Source organism: Roseivivax halotolerans, from assembly GCF_900115815.1.
Taxonomy (GTDB): Bacteria; Pseudomonadota; Alphaproteobacteria; order Rhodobacterales; family Rhodobacteraceae; genus Roseivivax; species Roseivivax halotolerans.
The window spans coordinates 121,612-136,607 of sequence record NZ_FOXV01000008.1; the positions used below are offsets into that span (position 1 = coordinate 121,612).

At 65.0% G+C, this 14,996-nt stretch carries 15 protein-coding genes; 10 read left to right on the forward strand and 5 right to left on the reverse strand.

The window, feature by feature from the left end; all coding sequences use genetic code 11:
- Nucleotides 1–32: 32 nt before the first annotated feature.
- Genes fabZ through lpxB form a run of 4 tightly spaced genes read left to right on the forward strand, consistent with a single transcriptional unit; the run spans nucleotide 33 to nucleotide 3,328 of the window.
- Nucleotides 33–494, forward strand: a complete 462-nt coding sequence (gene fabZ, locus BM171_RS12400) for a 3-hydroxyacyl-ACP dehydratase FabZ (RefSeq protein ID WP_093012710.1) — start codon at nucleotides 33–35, stop codon at nucleotides 492–494.
- A complete protein-coding gene (gene lpxA, locus BM171_RS12405) occupies nucleotides 491–1,279 on the forward strand; it encodes an acyl-ACP--UDP-N-acetylglucosamine O-acyltransferase (RefSeq protein ID WP_093012713.1) in 789 nt (262 codons plus the stop codon). Before fabZ ends, lpxA begins: the two co-directional genes overlap by 4 nt.
- A gap of 7 nt (nucleotides 1,280–1,286) precedes the next feature.
- Nucleotides 1,287–2,165 (forward strand): LpxI family protein, encoded by an 879-nt coding sequence (locus BM171_RS12410; protein ID WP_093012716.1) that lies wholly within the window; start codon nucleotides 1,287–1,289, stop codon nucleotides 2,163–2,165.
- On the forward strand, nucleotides 2,165–3,328 hold the full coding sequence (gene lpxB / locus BM171_RS12415) for a lipid-A-disaccharide synthase (protein ID WP_093012719.1): 1,164 nt from the start codon (nucleotides 2,165–2,167) through the stop codon (nucleotides 3,326–3,328). The genes BM171_RS12410 and lpxB overlap by 1 nt, the downstream gene beginning before the upstream one ends.
- A 55-nt stretch (nucleotides 3,329–3,383) precedes the next feature.
- Here lpxB and BM171_RS12420 read toward each other — a convergent pair whose 3' ends face one another.
- Nucleotides 3,384–4,073, reverse strand: a complete 690-nt coding sequence (locus BM171_RS12420; protein ID WP_093012721.1) for an invasion associated locus B family protein — start codon at nucleotides 4,071–4,073, stop codon at nucleotides 3,384–3,386.
- A gap of 437 nt (nucleotides 4,074–4,510) precedes the next feature.
- Here BM171_RS12420 and BM171_RS12425 point away from each other — a divergent pair, with 437 nt between their 5' ends.
- The 6 genes from BM171_RS12425 to BM171_RS12450 are packed head-to-tail and all read left to right on the forward strand — an operon-like array spanning nucleotide 4,511 to nucleotide 9,298.
- Nucleotides 4,511–6,061, forward strand: a complete 1,551-nt coding sequence (locus BM171_RS12425) for a helicase HerA-like domain-containing protein (RefSeq protein ID WP_093012724.1) — start codon at nucleotides 4,511–4,513, stop codon at nucleotides 6,059–6,061.
- A 2-nt stretch (nucleotides 6,062–6,063) separates the two neighbouring features.
- Nucleotides 6,064–6,672, forward strand: coding sequence for a VOC family protein (locus tag BM171_RS12430; protein ID WP_093012727.1), 609 nt, complete (start codon nucleotides 6,064–6,066; stop codon nucleotides 6,670–6,672).
- A complete protein-coding gene (locus BM171_RS12435; protein ID WP_342741995.1) occupies nucleotides 6,660–7,181 on the forward strand; it encodes a GNAT family N-acetyltransferase in 522 nt (173 codons plus the stop codon). Before BM171_RS12430 ends, BM171_RS12435 begins: the two co-directional genes overlap by 13 nt.
- An 11-nt stretch (nucleotides 7,182–7,192) precedes the next feature.
- Entirely contained in the window at nucleotides 7,193–7,876 is a 684-nt protein-coding gene (locus BM171_RS12440; protein WP_093012732.1) for a molecular chaperone DjiA, read from the forward strand.
- Nucleotides 7,877–7,880: 4 nt separating this feature from the next.
- Nucleotides 7,881–8,885, forward strand: coding sequence for an endonuclease/exonuclease/phosphatase family protein (locus BM171_RS12445; protein ID WP_093012735.1), 1,005 nt, complete (start codon nucleotides 7,881–7,883; stop codon nucleotides 8,883–8,885).
- Between the two features lie 38 nt (nucleotides 8,886–8,923).
- Nucleotides 8,924–9,298, forward strand: coding sequence for a hypothetical protein (locus BM171_RS12450; RefSeq protein WP_093012738.1), 375 nt, complete (start codon nucleotides 8,924–8,926; stop codon nucleotides 9,296–9,298).
- Here BM171_RS12450 and BM171_RS12455 read toward each other — a convergent pair.
- From BM171_RS12455 to BM171_RS12470, 4 genes are all read right to left on the reverse strand, one after another.
- On the reverse strand, nucleotides 9,295–10,833 hold the full coding sequence (locus BM171_RS12455) for a Ppx/GppA family phosphatase (protein WP_093012741.1): 1,539 nt from the start codon (nucleotides 10,831–10,833) through the stop codon (nucleotides 9,295–9,297). The genes BM171_RS12450 and BM171_RS12455 overlap by 4 nt on opposite strands.
- A 66-nt stretch (nucleotides 10,834–10,899) precedes the next feature.
- Nucleotides 10,900–13,071 carry an RNA degradosome polyphosphate kinase gene (locus tag BM171_RS12460; RefSeq protein ID WP_093012930.1) on the reverse strand — a complete coding sequence of 724 codons (2,172 nt, stop codon included), beginning with the start codon at nucleotides 13,069–13,071 and terminating at the stop codon, nucleotides 10,900–10,902.
- Between the two features lie 26 nt (nucleotides 13,072–13,097).
- On the reverse strand, nucleotides 13,098–13,808 hold the full coding sequence (locus BM171_RS12465) for an HdaA/DnaA family protein (protein WP_093012744.1): 711 nt from the start codon (nucleotides 13,806–13,808) through the stop codon (nucleotides 13,098–13,100).
- 2 nt (nucleotides 13,809–13,810) lie between these two features.
- On the reverse strand, nucleotides 13,811–14,878 hold the full coding sequence (locus BM171_RS12470; RefSeq protein ID WP_093012747.1) for an AI-2E family transporter: 1,068 nt from the start codon (nucleotides 14,876–14,878) through the stop codon (nucleotides 13,811–13,813).
- Nucleotides 14,879–14,996: the final 118 nt, after the last annotated feature.

A 14,996-nucleotide genomic window follows, 5' to 3' on the forward strand; every position in this document is an offset into this window, starting at 1 on the left:
GAACGGGAAAGCACAAATTCCGGGGAGCGGGCATGTCCGACGATCTCAAACGCGCCGATATCCAACTGATCCAGCGCATTCTGCCGCACCGGTATCCCTTCCTTCTGGTGGACCGGCTCGAAGAGATCGACGGCTATTCCTCGGCCGTAGGCATCAAGAACGTCACGATGAACGAGCCCCATTTCCAGGGCCATTTCCCCGGCACTCCGATCATGCCGGGTGTCACCATCGTCGAGGCGATGGCCCAGACTGCTGGGGTGATGGTCGGGACTGCGCTCGATCTCGCCGACAAGAACATGCTCATTTACTTCATGGGCATCGACGGCTGCAAATTCCGCCGCAAGGTCGTGCCGGGCGATCAGCTCCGCATGCGTCTCGAGACGGTGCGCGGCAAGCCGGGCGGCAAGGTCTGGAAGTTCAAGGGCCAAGCGACCGTCGAAGGCGAGATGGCCGCCGAGGCGGAGTTCACCGCGATGATGGACCTCACCTCTTGACCGGAAGCCGCATTCATCCCAGTGCCGTGATCGAGGACGGGGCCGAGATCGGTCCCGGCTGCGAGATCGGCCCGTTCTGCCATATCGGCCCGGATGTCCGGATCGGGCCCGGCAACGTTTTTAAATCGCATGTCGTGGTCACGGGAGAGACCGAAATCGGCGCGGAGAACGCGATCTATTCCTTTGCGGTGATCGGGGAGATCCCACAGGACAAGAAATTCAAAGGCGAGAAGACCCGTCTCGTCATCGGCGATCGAAATCGCATCCGCGAACACGTGACGATGAATGCCGGCACCGATGGCGGTGGCGGCGTCACGAGTGTCGGCAATGACGGTCTGTTCATGGCGGGATGCCACGTCGCGCATGATGTGCGGATCGGGAACAACGTGATCCTTGTGAACAATTCCGCGCTCGCGGGCCATTGCGTGATCGAGGACGATGTCATCGTCGGCGGCCTCTCGGGCGTGCATCAGTTCGTGCGGATCGGACGCGGTGCGATCATCGGCGCGGTGACGATGGTGACGAACGACGTCATTCCCTACGGGCTGGTGCAGGCCCCGCGCGGCGTGCTCGACGGGCTGAACCTCGTCGGGCTGAAGAGGCGGGGCGTCGCGCGCTCGGACATCACGGCGCTGAGGGCCGCGTTCCAGATGCTCGCGCAAGGCGAAGGCGCGTTCCAGGACCGTGCGCGCCGTCTCGGCGAAGACACGGAAAGCCCCTACGTCCGCGAGATCGTCGATTTCGTCCTCGCCGCCACTGACCGTCACTTCCTGACGCCGGGCTGACGCGGCGATGCTGGGTCTCATCGCAGGGCGCGGAGCGTTGCCGGGCGCGGTCTCCGCGGCGCGGGTGGAAAAGCCTCTCGTCGCCGCGCTCGAAGGCAATGCCCCGGATAGCGTGACGCCGGATCTGACATTCCGGCTCGAGACGCTCGGCACGCTGATCGAAACCTTCAGCGCGCGCGGCGTGCGGGAGGTCTGCCTCTGCGGCAGTATCGACCGGCCCCAGATCGACCCGGCCCGCATCGATGCGCCGACAGAGCCGCTGGTGCCGCGTCTCAAGGAGGCGCTGGCCCTTGGCGATGATGGGGCGCTGCGCGTGGTGATGGCGCTTTTCGAGGAAGCGGGGATGACGATCCTCGCCGCGCACGAAGCCGCGCCCGCGCTCCTGCTGCCTCCTGGCGTTCCGACCACGACGCATCCGCCCGCCATCGCGGATACCGAAGCCGATGTCGGAGAACGCGTGCTCTCGGAGATGGCCGCTGCGGATCTCGGGCAGGCCTGCGCGATCCGCGGCACCGAGGTTCTGGCCCGCGAAGGCGAGGATGGCACCGATGCGATGCTCGCGCGTCTGGCGCAAGGCGATGCCGGGGGCGATCCGGTGTCGTTCATGATGGACACCGCCTACGACGTGCTGGGCGGCGCGGCGGACTGGCTCTCGGCCAAACCGCAGGGCGGGCAGGGGTGTCTCTTCAAAGCGCCGAAGCCTGGGCAGGACCGGCGCGCGGATCTGCCCGCGATCGGGCCCGAGACGGTGCGCGGTGTGGCGGCGGCCGGGCTCGCCGGGATCGTGATCGAGGCGGGTGGCGTGCTCGTTCTCGACCAGCGGACGACGCTCGCAAGGGCGGAGGAGGCGGGCCTCTATCTCTGGTCCCGTCCGGCGAAAGGCTGATGCGGGTCTTCGTCATTGCAGGAGAGGCATCGGGCGACCGGCTTGGCGCGGCGCTGATGCGGGGGCTACGCGGCATCGCGGGCGAGAAGGTCGATTTCTCGGGTGTCGGCGGGGAGCGCATGCTCTCCGAAGGGCTGACCAGCCTCTTTCCGATGGACGAGATCTCGATCATGGGCATTGGCGAGATCCTGAAGGAATATCGGTCGCTCAAGCGACGTATCCGCGAGACGGCCGATGCGATCCTCGACGCCAAGCCCGATGTCGTCGTCACGATCGACCTGCCCGAATTCAACCTGCGCCTCGCAAAGCTGGTGAAGGCGCGTTCCGACATTCGCATCGTGCATTACGTCGCGCCGACCGTCTGGGCGTGGCGGCCCGGCCGGGCGGAGAAGATGGCGCGCCACGTTGACCAGGTGCTCGCACTCTTGCCGTTCGAGCCGCCTTACATGGAAGCCGCCGGGATGCGCTGCGATTTCGTGGGCCACCCGGTCGTAACGGATCCCAAAGCGAGCGCGGCGGAGGAGGCGTCCTTTCGGCTGACCTACGGGATCGGTGATGCGCCTCTCTGCGCCGTTTTGCCGGGATCGCGCCGCTCCGAGATCCAGCGCCTTGCGCCCGTCTTCGGGGAGGTCGTCGCACGGCTCGCCAAGGCCCGGCCCGATCTTCGCTTCGTGCTGCCCGCCGCGCACAGCGTCGCGGGGGCGGTCCAGGAGGCCGTCTCCGAATGGCCTCATCAGCCGCTGGTCCTTGATCCGCGCGAGGGACCGCGCGTCGAGGAGGCCAAGCGCGCCGCGCTCGCCGCCGCCGATGTGGCGCTCGCGGCCTCGGGCACCGTCTCGCTCGAGCTGGCGCATGCGCGTACGCCGATGGTTGTCGCCTATGACATGAACTGGCTGTCGCGGCAGATCATCGGACGGATGCTTCTGACCGACACGGTCACGTTGGTGAACCTCGTCTCGGAGACCCGCGCGGTGCCGGAATTCGTTGGGCGCGACTGCCGGCCAGACCGCATTGCGCCGGCGCTTCAAAGGGTTCTGGAAGAGCCGCAGGCGCAGCTGCGCGCGATGGACCTGACGATGGAGCGTCTGGGCGAGGGGGGCGCGCCACCCGGTGAGCGGGCTGCCCGCGCGGTGCTCGACGGTCTCGGCCGAGCCTCCGAATGAAAACGCCGCCGGGATCATCCCCGGCGGCGTCTCGATCTCGCTTGCCGATCGGCGCTTACTGCGCCGCTTCGACGGAATCGTAGCTGTCGGTGAAGCCCGACAGGGACATGCCGACCGTGACTTCCTGTTCCGGTGCCGCGGCGGGCACGATCGTCACGTTGGCAACGGCTCCGCGCTTGAACTGGTTGATGTCGGCTTCGGTGAAGCCGACGCGCGCCACGCATCCAAGCTGCGCGCAGAACGCGAAGTCATAGCGCTTGGCCTGGCCGCCATCGACCGCAATCGTGAGCTTCTGGGTGAGCAGCGTTTCGAGCGGCACGATGAAATTCGCGCCCGCGACTGCCTGGCCTTGTCCCTGGACCTTGAAGAGGCTCACTTCGGCGACTGAATTCCCGTCCTCATCCTCGAGCAGCTGATAAAGCTGGCAGGGGTCTTCGCCTTCCTGGGCGCGCAGGCACTGGATATCCCAGTCGCCATTGGTCTCGCGCACATAGCTTGCGCTGTCCTCTTGCGTCTCTCCGCCCACGGGCTCGCCTGTATCGAAGAGCTCGCTCGTAGCGCTGCTGCCTTCAGCGGGTGCTTCAGAGGTGCTCTCGTCGCTGGCCGATGCGTCATTCTCTGCCGGTGCCGCGTCTTCGGCTTGCGCGGCCTCGGCCGGCGTGTCCTCGGTCGTGGTGTCCTGGGCGATCGCCGGGCTCGCCGCGATCAGCGCGAGAAGGGAAAGTTGCGTCAGCGTGGTCTTCATGTCCTGGGCTCCATCGTATTGGCCGAGATGCGTCGCCGATGCGCTTAGCACGGGTGCGCGGGAGTGTCAGGGGGGAACAGCACATCGCTTCGGGCCGGTTCCGGCAGGTTTCGGCGGCGTTGCGCGCACAAAAGAAAAGAGAGCCCGATGGGCCCTCTTTTCCGTCTCTCCCCGTCGGACTGACCGACCTTGTCATTGCCCCGGACGCTACGGTTAGATCGCGCACCCGTCAACAGGCAAAACGCCGCTTATTCGGCGTTTCATCTATTTGTAATTTACGAAGAAAAATGCCGCGCCCTGAGGCGCGGCCAGTCTGACAGGGAGGAAGTCTGTCCGAGGCCAAAGAGGACATGCGGCCCGGACAATTTTCACACTGACAGCAAAAGGTTAAGCAAGTATGGTCGCGCCGTACCGGGGACAGGACGAGGCGGCGGGGCATGGAGAACGGGATATTCGTCGGCGGTGGCGGCGAAAGCTATGGTGACAAGCAGTGGTTGAAGCTTGATTACGCCAACAGGCATGGGTTGATCGCTGGTGCAACCGGCACAGGCAAGACCGTGACCTTGCAGATCCTGGCCGAAGGATTTTCCGCCGCGGGCGTGCCGGTTTTCCTGTCCGACGTGAAAGGCGATTTGTCCGGCCTGGCCGAGGCCGGAAGCGCCGAGGCCAAACTGCACGGCGCCTTTACCGAGCGCGCGGGCAAGATCGGATTCGACGATTTCGACTACGACGCGTTCCCGGTCACGTTCTGGGATCTCTTCGGCGATCAAGGCCACCCGATCCGCACGACGGTGGCCGAGATGGGCCCGCTTCTCATCTCGCGGCTTCTGGAGCTGACCGAAGCGCAGGAAGGCATCCTCAACATCGCCTTCCGCGTGGCTGACGAGCAGGGTCTGCCGCTTCTTGACCTCAAGGATCTCCAGGCGCTGCTCGTCTGGGTTGGAGAGAGCCGAGAGGAGCTGTCCCTGCGTTATGGCAATATCGCGGTGCAATCGGTGGGCGCGATCCAGAGGCGGCTTCTGGTGCTCGACAACCAGGGCGGCACGCGACTTTTCGGTGAACCGGCGCTCCAGTTGTCGGACATTATACGCTTGCGCGAAGCCGGGCGGGGTCAGATCAACATCCTCGCTGCAGACAAGCTCATGGCCGCGCCACGCCTCTACGCGACCTTCCTGTTGTGGCTCCTGTCCGAGCTGTTTGAGGAACTGCCCGAAGTGGGCGATCCGGATAAACCCAAGCTCGTCTTCTTCTTCGACGAGGCGCATCTGCTTTTCGAGGACGCGCCGAAAGCGCTGGTGGAAAAGGTCGAGCAGGTCGCGCGGCTCATCCGCTCCAAGGGGGTCGGCGTCTATTTCATCACCCAGAACCCCGATGATGTGCCCGAGGACATCCTCGGCCAGCTTGGAAATCGCGTCCAACACGCGCTTCGGGCCTTCACCGCGCGGGACCGCAAGGCGCTGCGTATGGCTGCCGAGACCTACCGCGAAAATCCGCGCTTCGAGATCGAGGATGCGATCCGCGAGGTCGGCGTTGGTGAGGCCGTGATCTCGATGCTAGAGAAGAAGGGCGTGCCCGGCGTGGCCGAGCGCACGCTTATCCGCCCGCCATCCTCGCGTCTGGGGCCGATCTCCGACGCGGCGCGGCGCGCGATCCTGAACGCGAGCGATCTTGGTCTGAAATACGACAAGACGCTGGACCGTGCCTCGGCCTACGAGATGCTGCGGGATCGCGCGACGGAGGCCGCTGAAGCCGCCGAAGACGAGGAGCGCCGCGCCGAGGAAGCCGAAGCGGCGGAGCGTGAATACAAGGCCGCCCGCCGCTATTCGGGCAGCCGGGTCGAGCGGTCGACCTCGCGCCCGACGCGCCGCTCCCGGCACAGCGACACCATCGGCGAGGCCCTTACCAAGGCCGTGGTGAAGGAACTCAAAGGCACGACCGGCCGCCGCATTGTCCGCGGTATCCTTGGCGGTCTGTTCAAAGGCCGGTGAAAATGCAGCTCGATCATATCGCGGTGCTTGGTGTGACGCTGGAAGACGCGGCGCGGCATTGTGAGACGGCGCTTGAGACGCCGATGGGTCCGGGCGGCCAGCATGCGACGTTTGCCACGCATAATCGCCTGTTGGGCCTCGAAGACGCACTGTATCTCGAGGCTATCGCAATCGATCCCGAAGCGGGCGATCCGGGGCGGCCCCGCTGGTTCGGGCTCGACCGCTTCGCCGGTGCCGCGCGGCTCGACAAATGGGTGGTTCGGGTTGACGACATGGATGAGGCGCTTGCGGCGCTTCCCGAGGCCGGGCGGCCCGTGGCCCTCGAACGGGGCGATCTGGCCTGGATCATGGCGGTGCCCGACGACGGGATGCTGCCTTGGGACGGGCTCTTTCCCGCGCTCATCGAATGGAAAAGCGAGCCCCCAGCCGGGGCGCGGCTGACGTCCTCGGGCTGGGCGCTGAGCGAGCTCGTCGTGGCGCATCCCGACGCGGAGCGCCTCGAGGCGCGCCTTGCGCCGCATCTTGATTCGCCATTGGTTCGGTTCGAGACTGACGCGCCGGGTCTTGCCGCGCGTTTTGAGAAAGCAGGGCAGGTCCGGTGGCTACGGTGAAGATCCGCCCGGCAGAGCGGGACGATGCCGGTGCGATCCGGGTGATCTGGAACCATTACATCCGCGAGACGACCGTCACCTTCACCAGCGACGAGAAGAGGGATGCAGAGGTTGCTGACCTGATCGCTCTGCGCGCCGAGGCTTTCCTGGTGGTCGAGAATGGCTCCGGTCTCGCCGGTTTCGCAAGTTTCGGCCAGTTCCGCGCCGGTCCGGGTTATCGTGGCACGGCCGAGCACACAGTGCTTCTGGCACCCGATGCACGCGGGCAGGGTTTGGGCCGGTCTCTCATGCAGGCGCTCGAGACGCAGGCACGTGCGACAGGCTACCGCACGCTGATCGGCGGTCTGAGCGCCGAGAATGATGCCGCATTGGTGTTTCATCGCGCGATAGGTTTCGAAGAGGCAGGCCGCATCCGGCATGCCGGCCTCAAGTTCGGGCGGCGCATTGACCTGATCTTCATGCAGAAAATGCTCGATACGCCGCCTGACAGCGGGAGCCCTTTGCTCTAGGTTGAATACGCATGTCGATCTGGTCCCGCATATCCGAAGCTCTGGCCGCGCTCAGGAAAGGCGAAAGCCTTGCCTCCGTCTTCGAGCGCCTGCGCACGCCGCCCGAACGCTCTGTCGCGTTCACCATCGCGGTCATCGCGCTGTCGGCGAAGATGGCCAAGGCGGACGGGCAGGTGACACGCTCCGAAGTCGCGGCGTTCCGCGAGGTCTTCCATATCGCGCCCGAGGATGAGCCGGGCGCAGCGCGGGTCTTCAACCTCGCGCGCACGGACGTGGCAGGCTATCGCGACTATGCCAGCCGCATCGCCGACATGTTCGGAGAGGACAAGACGGTGCTCTGCGATCTCATGGAGGGGCTGTTTCATATCGCCATCGCGGACGGCGATTATCATCCGAAGGAAGACGCGTTTCTCTCGGAAGTGGCACGGATTTTCGATCTGCCCGACCACCGCTTCCGGGCGATCCGCTCGCGCTACGTGCCCGGAGAGGAGCCCGACCCCTATTCCATTCTCGGCGTCGATCCCGAAACGCCGATGGACGAGATCCGGCGCGCATGGCGCGGCCTTGTCCGCGACAGCCATCCCGACCGCATGGTCGCGCGCGGGCTGCCCGAGGAAGCCGTGAAGATGAGCGAGAAGCGCCTCGTCGCCATCAACCGCGCCTGGGAGGAAATCTCGGGCAAGCACGCGGCCTGACCCCGTGCTTCGTCTCGCCACCTACAATGTGGAGTGGTTCGACGGGCTTTTCGATGATCACGGGCAACTTCTGAACGACGAGGAGTGGTCGGGCCGGCGCGATGTGACGCGCAAGGATCAGATCGCCGCGCTGACGCAGGTGTTCCAAGCGCTTGATGCGGACGGACTCATGGTCATCGAGGCACCCGACATGAACCGTCGACGCAACAGCGTCGCGGCTTTGCAGAATTTCGCGGACCATGCCGGGCTTCGCGCGGGGCGGGCGATGATCGGCTTTGCGAACGACACGCAGCAGGAGATCGCGTTTCTCTACGATCCGGCCCGCATCACCGCGCAGCATAGCCCCGCCGAAGCGGACGATGCGCCGCGCTTCGACCGGACCTTTCACATTGACCTCGATATCGATGCGACCTCGGACGATGTGACCTTCTCCAAGCCTCCGCTGGAAATCGCGCTCACCGTGGATGGCGCGTTCGAGATGCGGCTGATCGGCGCGCATCTGAAATCGAAAGCGCCGCATGGTGCGCGGAGCCGGGATGACGTCATGCGGCTCTCCATCGCCAATCGGCGCAAGCAGCTCGCGCAGGCGATCTGGCTGAGGCGGCGGGTGGCGGCCCATCTCTCCGCGGGGACGCCGATCGCCGTGATGGGCGATCTCAACGACGGGCCGGGGCTCGATGAGTTCGAGGCACTGTTCGGGCGCTCCTCGGTCGAGATTGTCATGGGGACGGGCGCGGATGCGCTCTTCGACCCCCATGCGGATGAGGCTCTGTCTCAGAAGGTCGGCGCGCAGCCTTCGACCGCACGGTTCTACATCGCCGAGGAGCATCGCTACCTCCAGGCGCTTCTGGACTACATTCTCGTCTCGCCCGCCTTGCGCGGCAGGGCGAAGCGATGGCGGATCTGGCACCCGTTCGACGATCCGGATTGCTATGCCGATCTGACGATGCGCGAGGCGCTTCTGACTGCGTCGGATCATTTCCCCGTAACGCTCGATCTCGATCTCTGATCTTGGGAATACGCCGCGTCGCAGGTATATTCCGCCACATGAAACAGTTCATCGCCGCCATCACCGCCCTGTGCCTTACCTCCGCGCCGCTTGCCGCACAGGAGGCTGAAGAGGGCGAAGGCTTCTCGCTCATGGAGCGGGGTATGCAGCTATTCTTCGACGGGCTTATGCAGGAGGCGGAGCCCGCCTTCGACGAGCTGCGCCGGATCATGGAAGGGATCGAGCCTGCCCTGTCCGATTTCGTCGCTGAAATGGGGCCGGCGCTGCGCGAGGTTCTGGAAGAGGTCGAGGATTGGTCGAACTACCACCCGCCCGAGATCCTCGAGAACGGCGACATCATCATTCGCCGCAAGACGCCCGAGGAACTGGACGCCATGCCCGAGGCCGACCCAGGCGAGTCGATCGAGCTTTAGCCCGTCCGGACTTCCGAAGTCGCACCGAGCGATTTCACGAGGCTGTCGAATCGCGCAACCGCCACCTCGCCGAAGAGGGGCGCGGCTTTCTCGGTCAGGTGCAGCGTCAGATGGCGCTTGCGGGGTTGCCAAGTCAGCCGCGCGCCGGTCTCATCCTCGGACATCCAGAGCATCGCACCGAAGCGCATCGCCTTGCCGAGAACTTCGGCTTCCCTGATCCCGGCCTCGTCGAGGATGGGCGCGAGGATCTCGAACCGCGTGCCTTCGCGCTTGTTGCGGTAACGGTGCAGCAGCGACAGGCCGAGGAACACCCGCTCCTCGTGCTTTAGCCCGCCGAGATTGGCGCGGGTCGCATTGTCGAAAACGGTCTCGGCGCGGTAATCGGGATGCGCGCGCCAGCTGACGTCATGCAGCAGGCAGGCCGCTTTGACGATGCGGATACGGGCCGGTTTGGCACCCTGGAACAATGGCTCGACGAAGGTGTAAAGCCGCTTGCCATATCCCGGCAGCCGCGCGTCTTTCGCCTCGGCATAGCGGCAGCTTTCGATCAACGGATCGCGGTCGCGCAGCTTCTGCGGCATCTGCTCGTAAAGCATGCCCTCGCGAATCCCGTAGCTCGAAACCGCGATGTCCTTCGGCGCGAAAGTCTGGACGAGACGCTTAAGAACTTCGGCGGCATATGGCACCAGCGACATCCGCGCCGAGGAGATGCTACATTTTCCACGAAGCTCCTCAAGGTCCGCCTTCTGGATGTACTTCACCGTCTCGCGGACGGCCTTGGCGTCCATTCGGTATTCGTGAAGCACGTGCAGCGGGTAGTTCCGCCGCTCCATGTCGATCCGTGCGATGGCCCGCCACGAGCCGCCGACAAGGAATAGACGGTCCTTCTGGGTGCCCATCACGTCCTTCATCTCGGTGAGGGTCTTCTTGATGACCGCGTCTCGGCCCTTCTTGCCGCCCTTGATGTCCGTCAATTTGAGCGGCCCGAGGTCGGAGGTGACGCGTTTGCCGACACGGCCCCCGGAAATTTCCGCAAGCTCCATCGAGGAGCCGCCGATATCGCAGACAAGGCCGTAGGAGCCCGGCCAGCCCAGAAGAACGCCCTGCGCCGAGAGGCGGGCCTCTTCATCGCCGTCGATCACGTAGATCTCGAGCCCGGTCTCGCGTTTGACCTCCTCGCAGAAATCGGGGCCATCGGTGGCCGAGCGCACGGCGGCGGTCGCGACGGCCGTCAGCTCGGTGCCCATGCCCCGCGCCAGAAGCTGGAACCGCCTCAGGGCCGACAGCGCGCGTTTGCGGCCCTCGGGGTTGAGCCGCCCGCTTTCGGACAGACCGGCACCGAGCGCACACATGATCTTCTCGTTGTAGAAATACGCCGGGCTGCGCGCCGCGCCGTCAAAGACAACGAGCCGGACCGAGTTCGAACCGATATCGACCACGCCGACGCGACTGAGAGCGCGCACATCCGGATCGGCGAAAAGCGGTCTCCCGAACGGGCCCCAATCGGGATGATCGGGGTCGTGCAGTGCATTCATGGCGCGCCCTGTCCAAGCCGTCTGAAGTGCCGGAAACCTGACCGAGCCGGGCTCCGAGGTCAAACGTTAACGGTGCGTCAACTGTGGAACATCCGACGCGCCTGCGGTCCCGCGGCCCGAAAGCGAGGGGTTCTCCATGAAGAATCGATGGCAGGAGAAGCGGAAAGTCTCGTCATCCTCGACCGCGGCACGCACGAAATGCCCGTCGGGCTGCATCACCCAGCTTTGCGCCACATCCGCAAGGTTCGCCGCCAGGATCTGGCTGACGATCTGCGCCTTCACCGTCGGATTGTGCGTCTCGACCAGCGTTTCGACCCGGCGGTTGAGATTGCGGCCCATCCAGTCGGCCGAGGACATGAAGACGCGGCATTTCTCGTGCGGCAGGCCGTGCCCGTTGCCAAAACAGGCGATGCGGCTGTGTTCGAGGAAACGGCCCACGATGGATTTCACGCGGATATTCTCGGATAGGCCCGCAACGCCGGGCCGCAGCCCGCAGATGCCGCGAATGACGAGATCGATCTTCACGCCCGCCTGGCTTGCCTCGTACAGCGCGTCGATCATGTCGGCTTCGATGAGCGAGTTCATCTTGGCCCAGATCTGCGCCGGACGGCCCCGGCGCGCGTGCTCGGCTTCGGCGGCGATCATCTCGAGGAGCTTGGGTTTCAGCGTGTGAGGCGAGATCGAGAGATTCTCAAGCCCTTCGGGGTTGGCGTAGCCCGAGAGGTAATTGAACACCTTCGCCGCATCGCGCCCGAGCGCGGGATCGCAGGTGAAGAAGCTCAGATCCGTGTAGATCTTTGCGGTGATCGGATGGTAATTGCCTGTGCCCCAATGGGAATAGGTGACGAGCTTGTCGCCCTCTCGGCGCACCACAGTCGCGATCTTGGCGTGGGTTTTCCAGTCGAGAAAGCCGTAGACAACGTGAGCGCCCGCGCGCTCCAGCCGGCGCGACTGGCGGATATTGGCCGCCTCGTCGAAGCGGGCCTTCAGCTCCACCAATGCGGTGACGGACTTGCCGTCTTCGGCGGCCTCGCAAAGCGCCTCGACGATGGGCGAGTTCTTGGAGGTGCGGTAGAGCGTGTTCTTGATCGCCACCACATCGGGGTCGCGCGCCGCCTGGTTGAGAAAGCGCACCACCATGTCGAAGGTCTCGTAGGGGTGGTGCAGCAGCATGTCCTTCTGGCGGATCGCCGCGAACATGTCGCCGTCATGGTCCTGCACCCGCTCAGGCACGCGCGGAGTGAATTGCGGCCAGAGCAGATCGGGCCGCTGGTCGAGGACCAGCTCCTTGGTGTCGCCGACACCGATCATGCCCTCGAGCTCGATCACCTCGTCTTCCTTGACGTGCAGCTCGCGCATGACGATGTCGCGCAGGCCCTTGGGCGGGGAGGCGCTGACCGTGAGGCGCACGACTTCGCCGCGGCGCCGGCGCTTCAGCGCGACCTCGAATTCCCGCACGAGATCCTCGGCCTCTTCCTCGACCTCGAGATCGCTGTCGCGCAGCACGCGGAAGCCGAAATGGTCTTTCAGCACATAGCCCGGGAACAGGCTGTCGATATGCAGAAGCAGAACGTCCTCGACGAAGGCGAAGCGATGGTCGCGCTCGCCCGCCGGAAGCCGCACGAAACGGTCGATCTGGGACGGGATCGGCAGAAGCGCCTTCAGAATATTGCCGTCCTTGCGCCGCTCGAGCTCGACCGCAAGGCAGTAGCCCATATTGGCGATGAATGGGAACGGGTGTGCGGGATCGATTGCCAGCGGTGACAGGATCGGGAAGATCTGGTCGAGAAACGTCTTCGACAGAGCCTCCTTGTCGGCCTTGCTGAGATCCTTTCGTGACAGGATGCCAATTCCTTCCGCTTCCATCATGTCGCGCAGGCTCGAGAGCACTTCCTGCTGGCGCGCCATGAGTTTGCGGGCATCTTCGTTGATCTTCACGAGTTGCTCGGCCGGGGTCAGCCCGTCGGCTGCGGGCGTCGTGTTGCCCGCCTGTGCCAGCTCACGCAGACCCGCGACACGCACCGTGTAGAATTCATCAAGGTTCGAGGCAGAGATCGACAAGAAGCGCACCCGCTCCAAAAGCGGCACCGCTTCGTTCTCGGCTTCTTCAAGGACGCGCCAGTTGAAGCCGAGCCAGGAAAGCTCGCGGTTGAAATAGCGGTCGGGGCCCTCGGGATCGAAGCCCTCGATCACGGTCGGCTCAGGCCGTTCGGCCTTCAGGAAATCTGCATTGCTCATGAGCTCTCGCATATGTGGGCTGTGTATCAGTCCTGTGACGAGGGTAGGTCGCGGGACCGCTCATCCCCAGACATTTCTTCGAGGACCGCCCGCGCGAGTGGCCGCGTGATCGCGCGCTTCTCGCCCAAGGCCCTTGCATCGAGCGCATCCACGATCTCGCCTGCGGCCGCGAAGGCACGCGGCATATGTGTGATGAGATAGGGAATGACGTCCGGCCCCGGCGTGATCTGCCGGTCGGAAAAGAGTTTGGCGAGCACGCCAGCCAGGAGAAGCTCGTCCGGCGGGTTCAGCTTGGCGATCTCCGCGCCCTGCATCCGCGAGGCGAGGTCGGGCAGGATGAGCCCCCAGCGGGCCGGTGGGCTTGCCGCCGTCACGAGAAGCGGCTGCCGCTCCGCCGCGGCGAGGTTGTGCAGATGGAAGAGGGCTTCCTCCGCCTCCGCATCGCCCGCGACACGGTCGGCATTCTCGATGCAAAGGGGGCTTTGGGCGAGCGCGGGCAGATCTTCGCGCGGCAAAGCGCGGGCCTGCAGAAGGCGCGCGCCGCTCTCGGCCGACCAGACATGGGCGAGGTGTGTCTTCCCCGATCCCGGCGGTCCCGACAGGACAAGCTTGTGCGACGGCCAATTGCGCCAATTATCGATCTGCGCGACGGCGAGCGCGTTCGCCTCGGTGACGAAGAAATCGCCGCGCCCGAGCGCCGTGCGCGCGGGCAGGTGGAGGGGCAATTGGCGGGCCATCTTCAGTCCTCGGAGGGTCCGGCGGAGCCGAGGTAGAGCCGCGAGGATTTGTAGCGCGACACGAGGAACCGGGCGACGACACCGATGGCCGCGGCGACCGGCACGGCGACCAGAAGGCCGACAAAGCCGAAGAGCGTGCCGAAGACCGACATCGCCAACAAAAGCCAGACCGGGTGCAAGCCGACGCTGTCACCGACGAGCTTGGGCGTCAGGAAATTGCCCTCGATGAACTGGCCGGACTGGAAGATCGCCCAGACCGCGATGATCCAGATCCAGTCGCCCCAGAACTGGAACAGCGCCAGCCCGATGGCGAGGACGCCGCCGACGATAGCGCCTACATAGGGAATGAAGGTCAGAACGCCCGCGATCACTCCGACGACCAGCCCGAATTGCAGCCCCACCAGCATCAGCGCGATGGCGTAATAGACGCCGAGGATGAGCGATACCGTGCCCATGCCGCGCACGAAGGAAGACAGGACATGATCGATATCCCGCGCGAGATGCCGGATCACCGGCGCATGTTCGCGCGGCAGAAGCTCGTCCACGCGAGCGACCATCCGGTCCCAGTCGAGCAGAAGGTAGACCGCGACCACGGGCACGATGACGAACAAGAGCACGACGTTCAGGAGCGACGCAGCCGATGTCAGCGCCGTTTGCAGAAGCTGACCGCCCTTGTCGCGCACCGTCTGGCCGACCTGCATGAGCGTATCGCGCACCACGCTGTCTTCCGAGAGAAGTTCGGGGAAACGGTTCGCCAGCGCGGTCTGCAGGTTTCGCGTCAGCTCCGGCGCGACCTCGATGAGCTGGCCGGTCTGGCGCACCAGCGTCGGGATCACCAGCAGCGCCATCAATACGAAGATCAGAACCGCGCAGATCGTGATGATCGCCGTCGCCAAGGCGCGCGAGCAACCCAAGGCTTCCAGCCGGTCAGCGATCGGATCGAGGAAATAGGCGATCGCGGCACCCAGAACGAAGGGCAGCAGCACGTCGCCGAGGAACCACAGGATCACCGCGAGGACCACGAAGGCGATCCCCCAGTACTTCAACTGTTCCCGAACCGGCAGAACCATCTGTGCCTCGCTAAACCCGTTTGCTCTTCATCGCCCGCGCGCCCATCAGGTTCAAGAGGGCGGCACGCCTCTGGGCGCTATGCCTCATCCCTTGTGCCTCGTCCGGGGCGCGCTTACA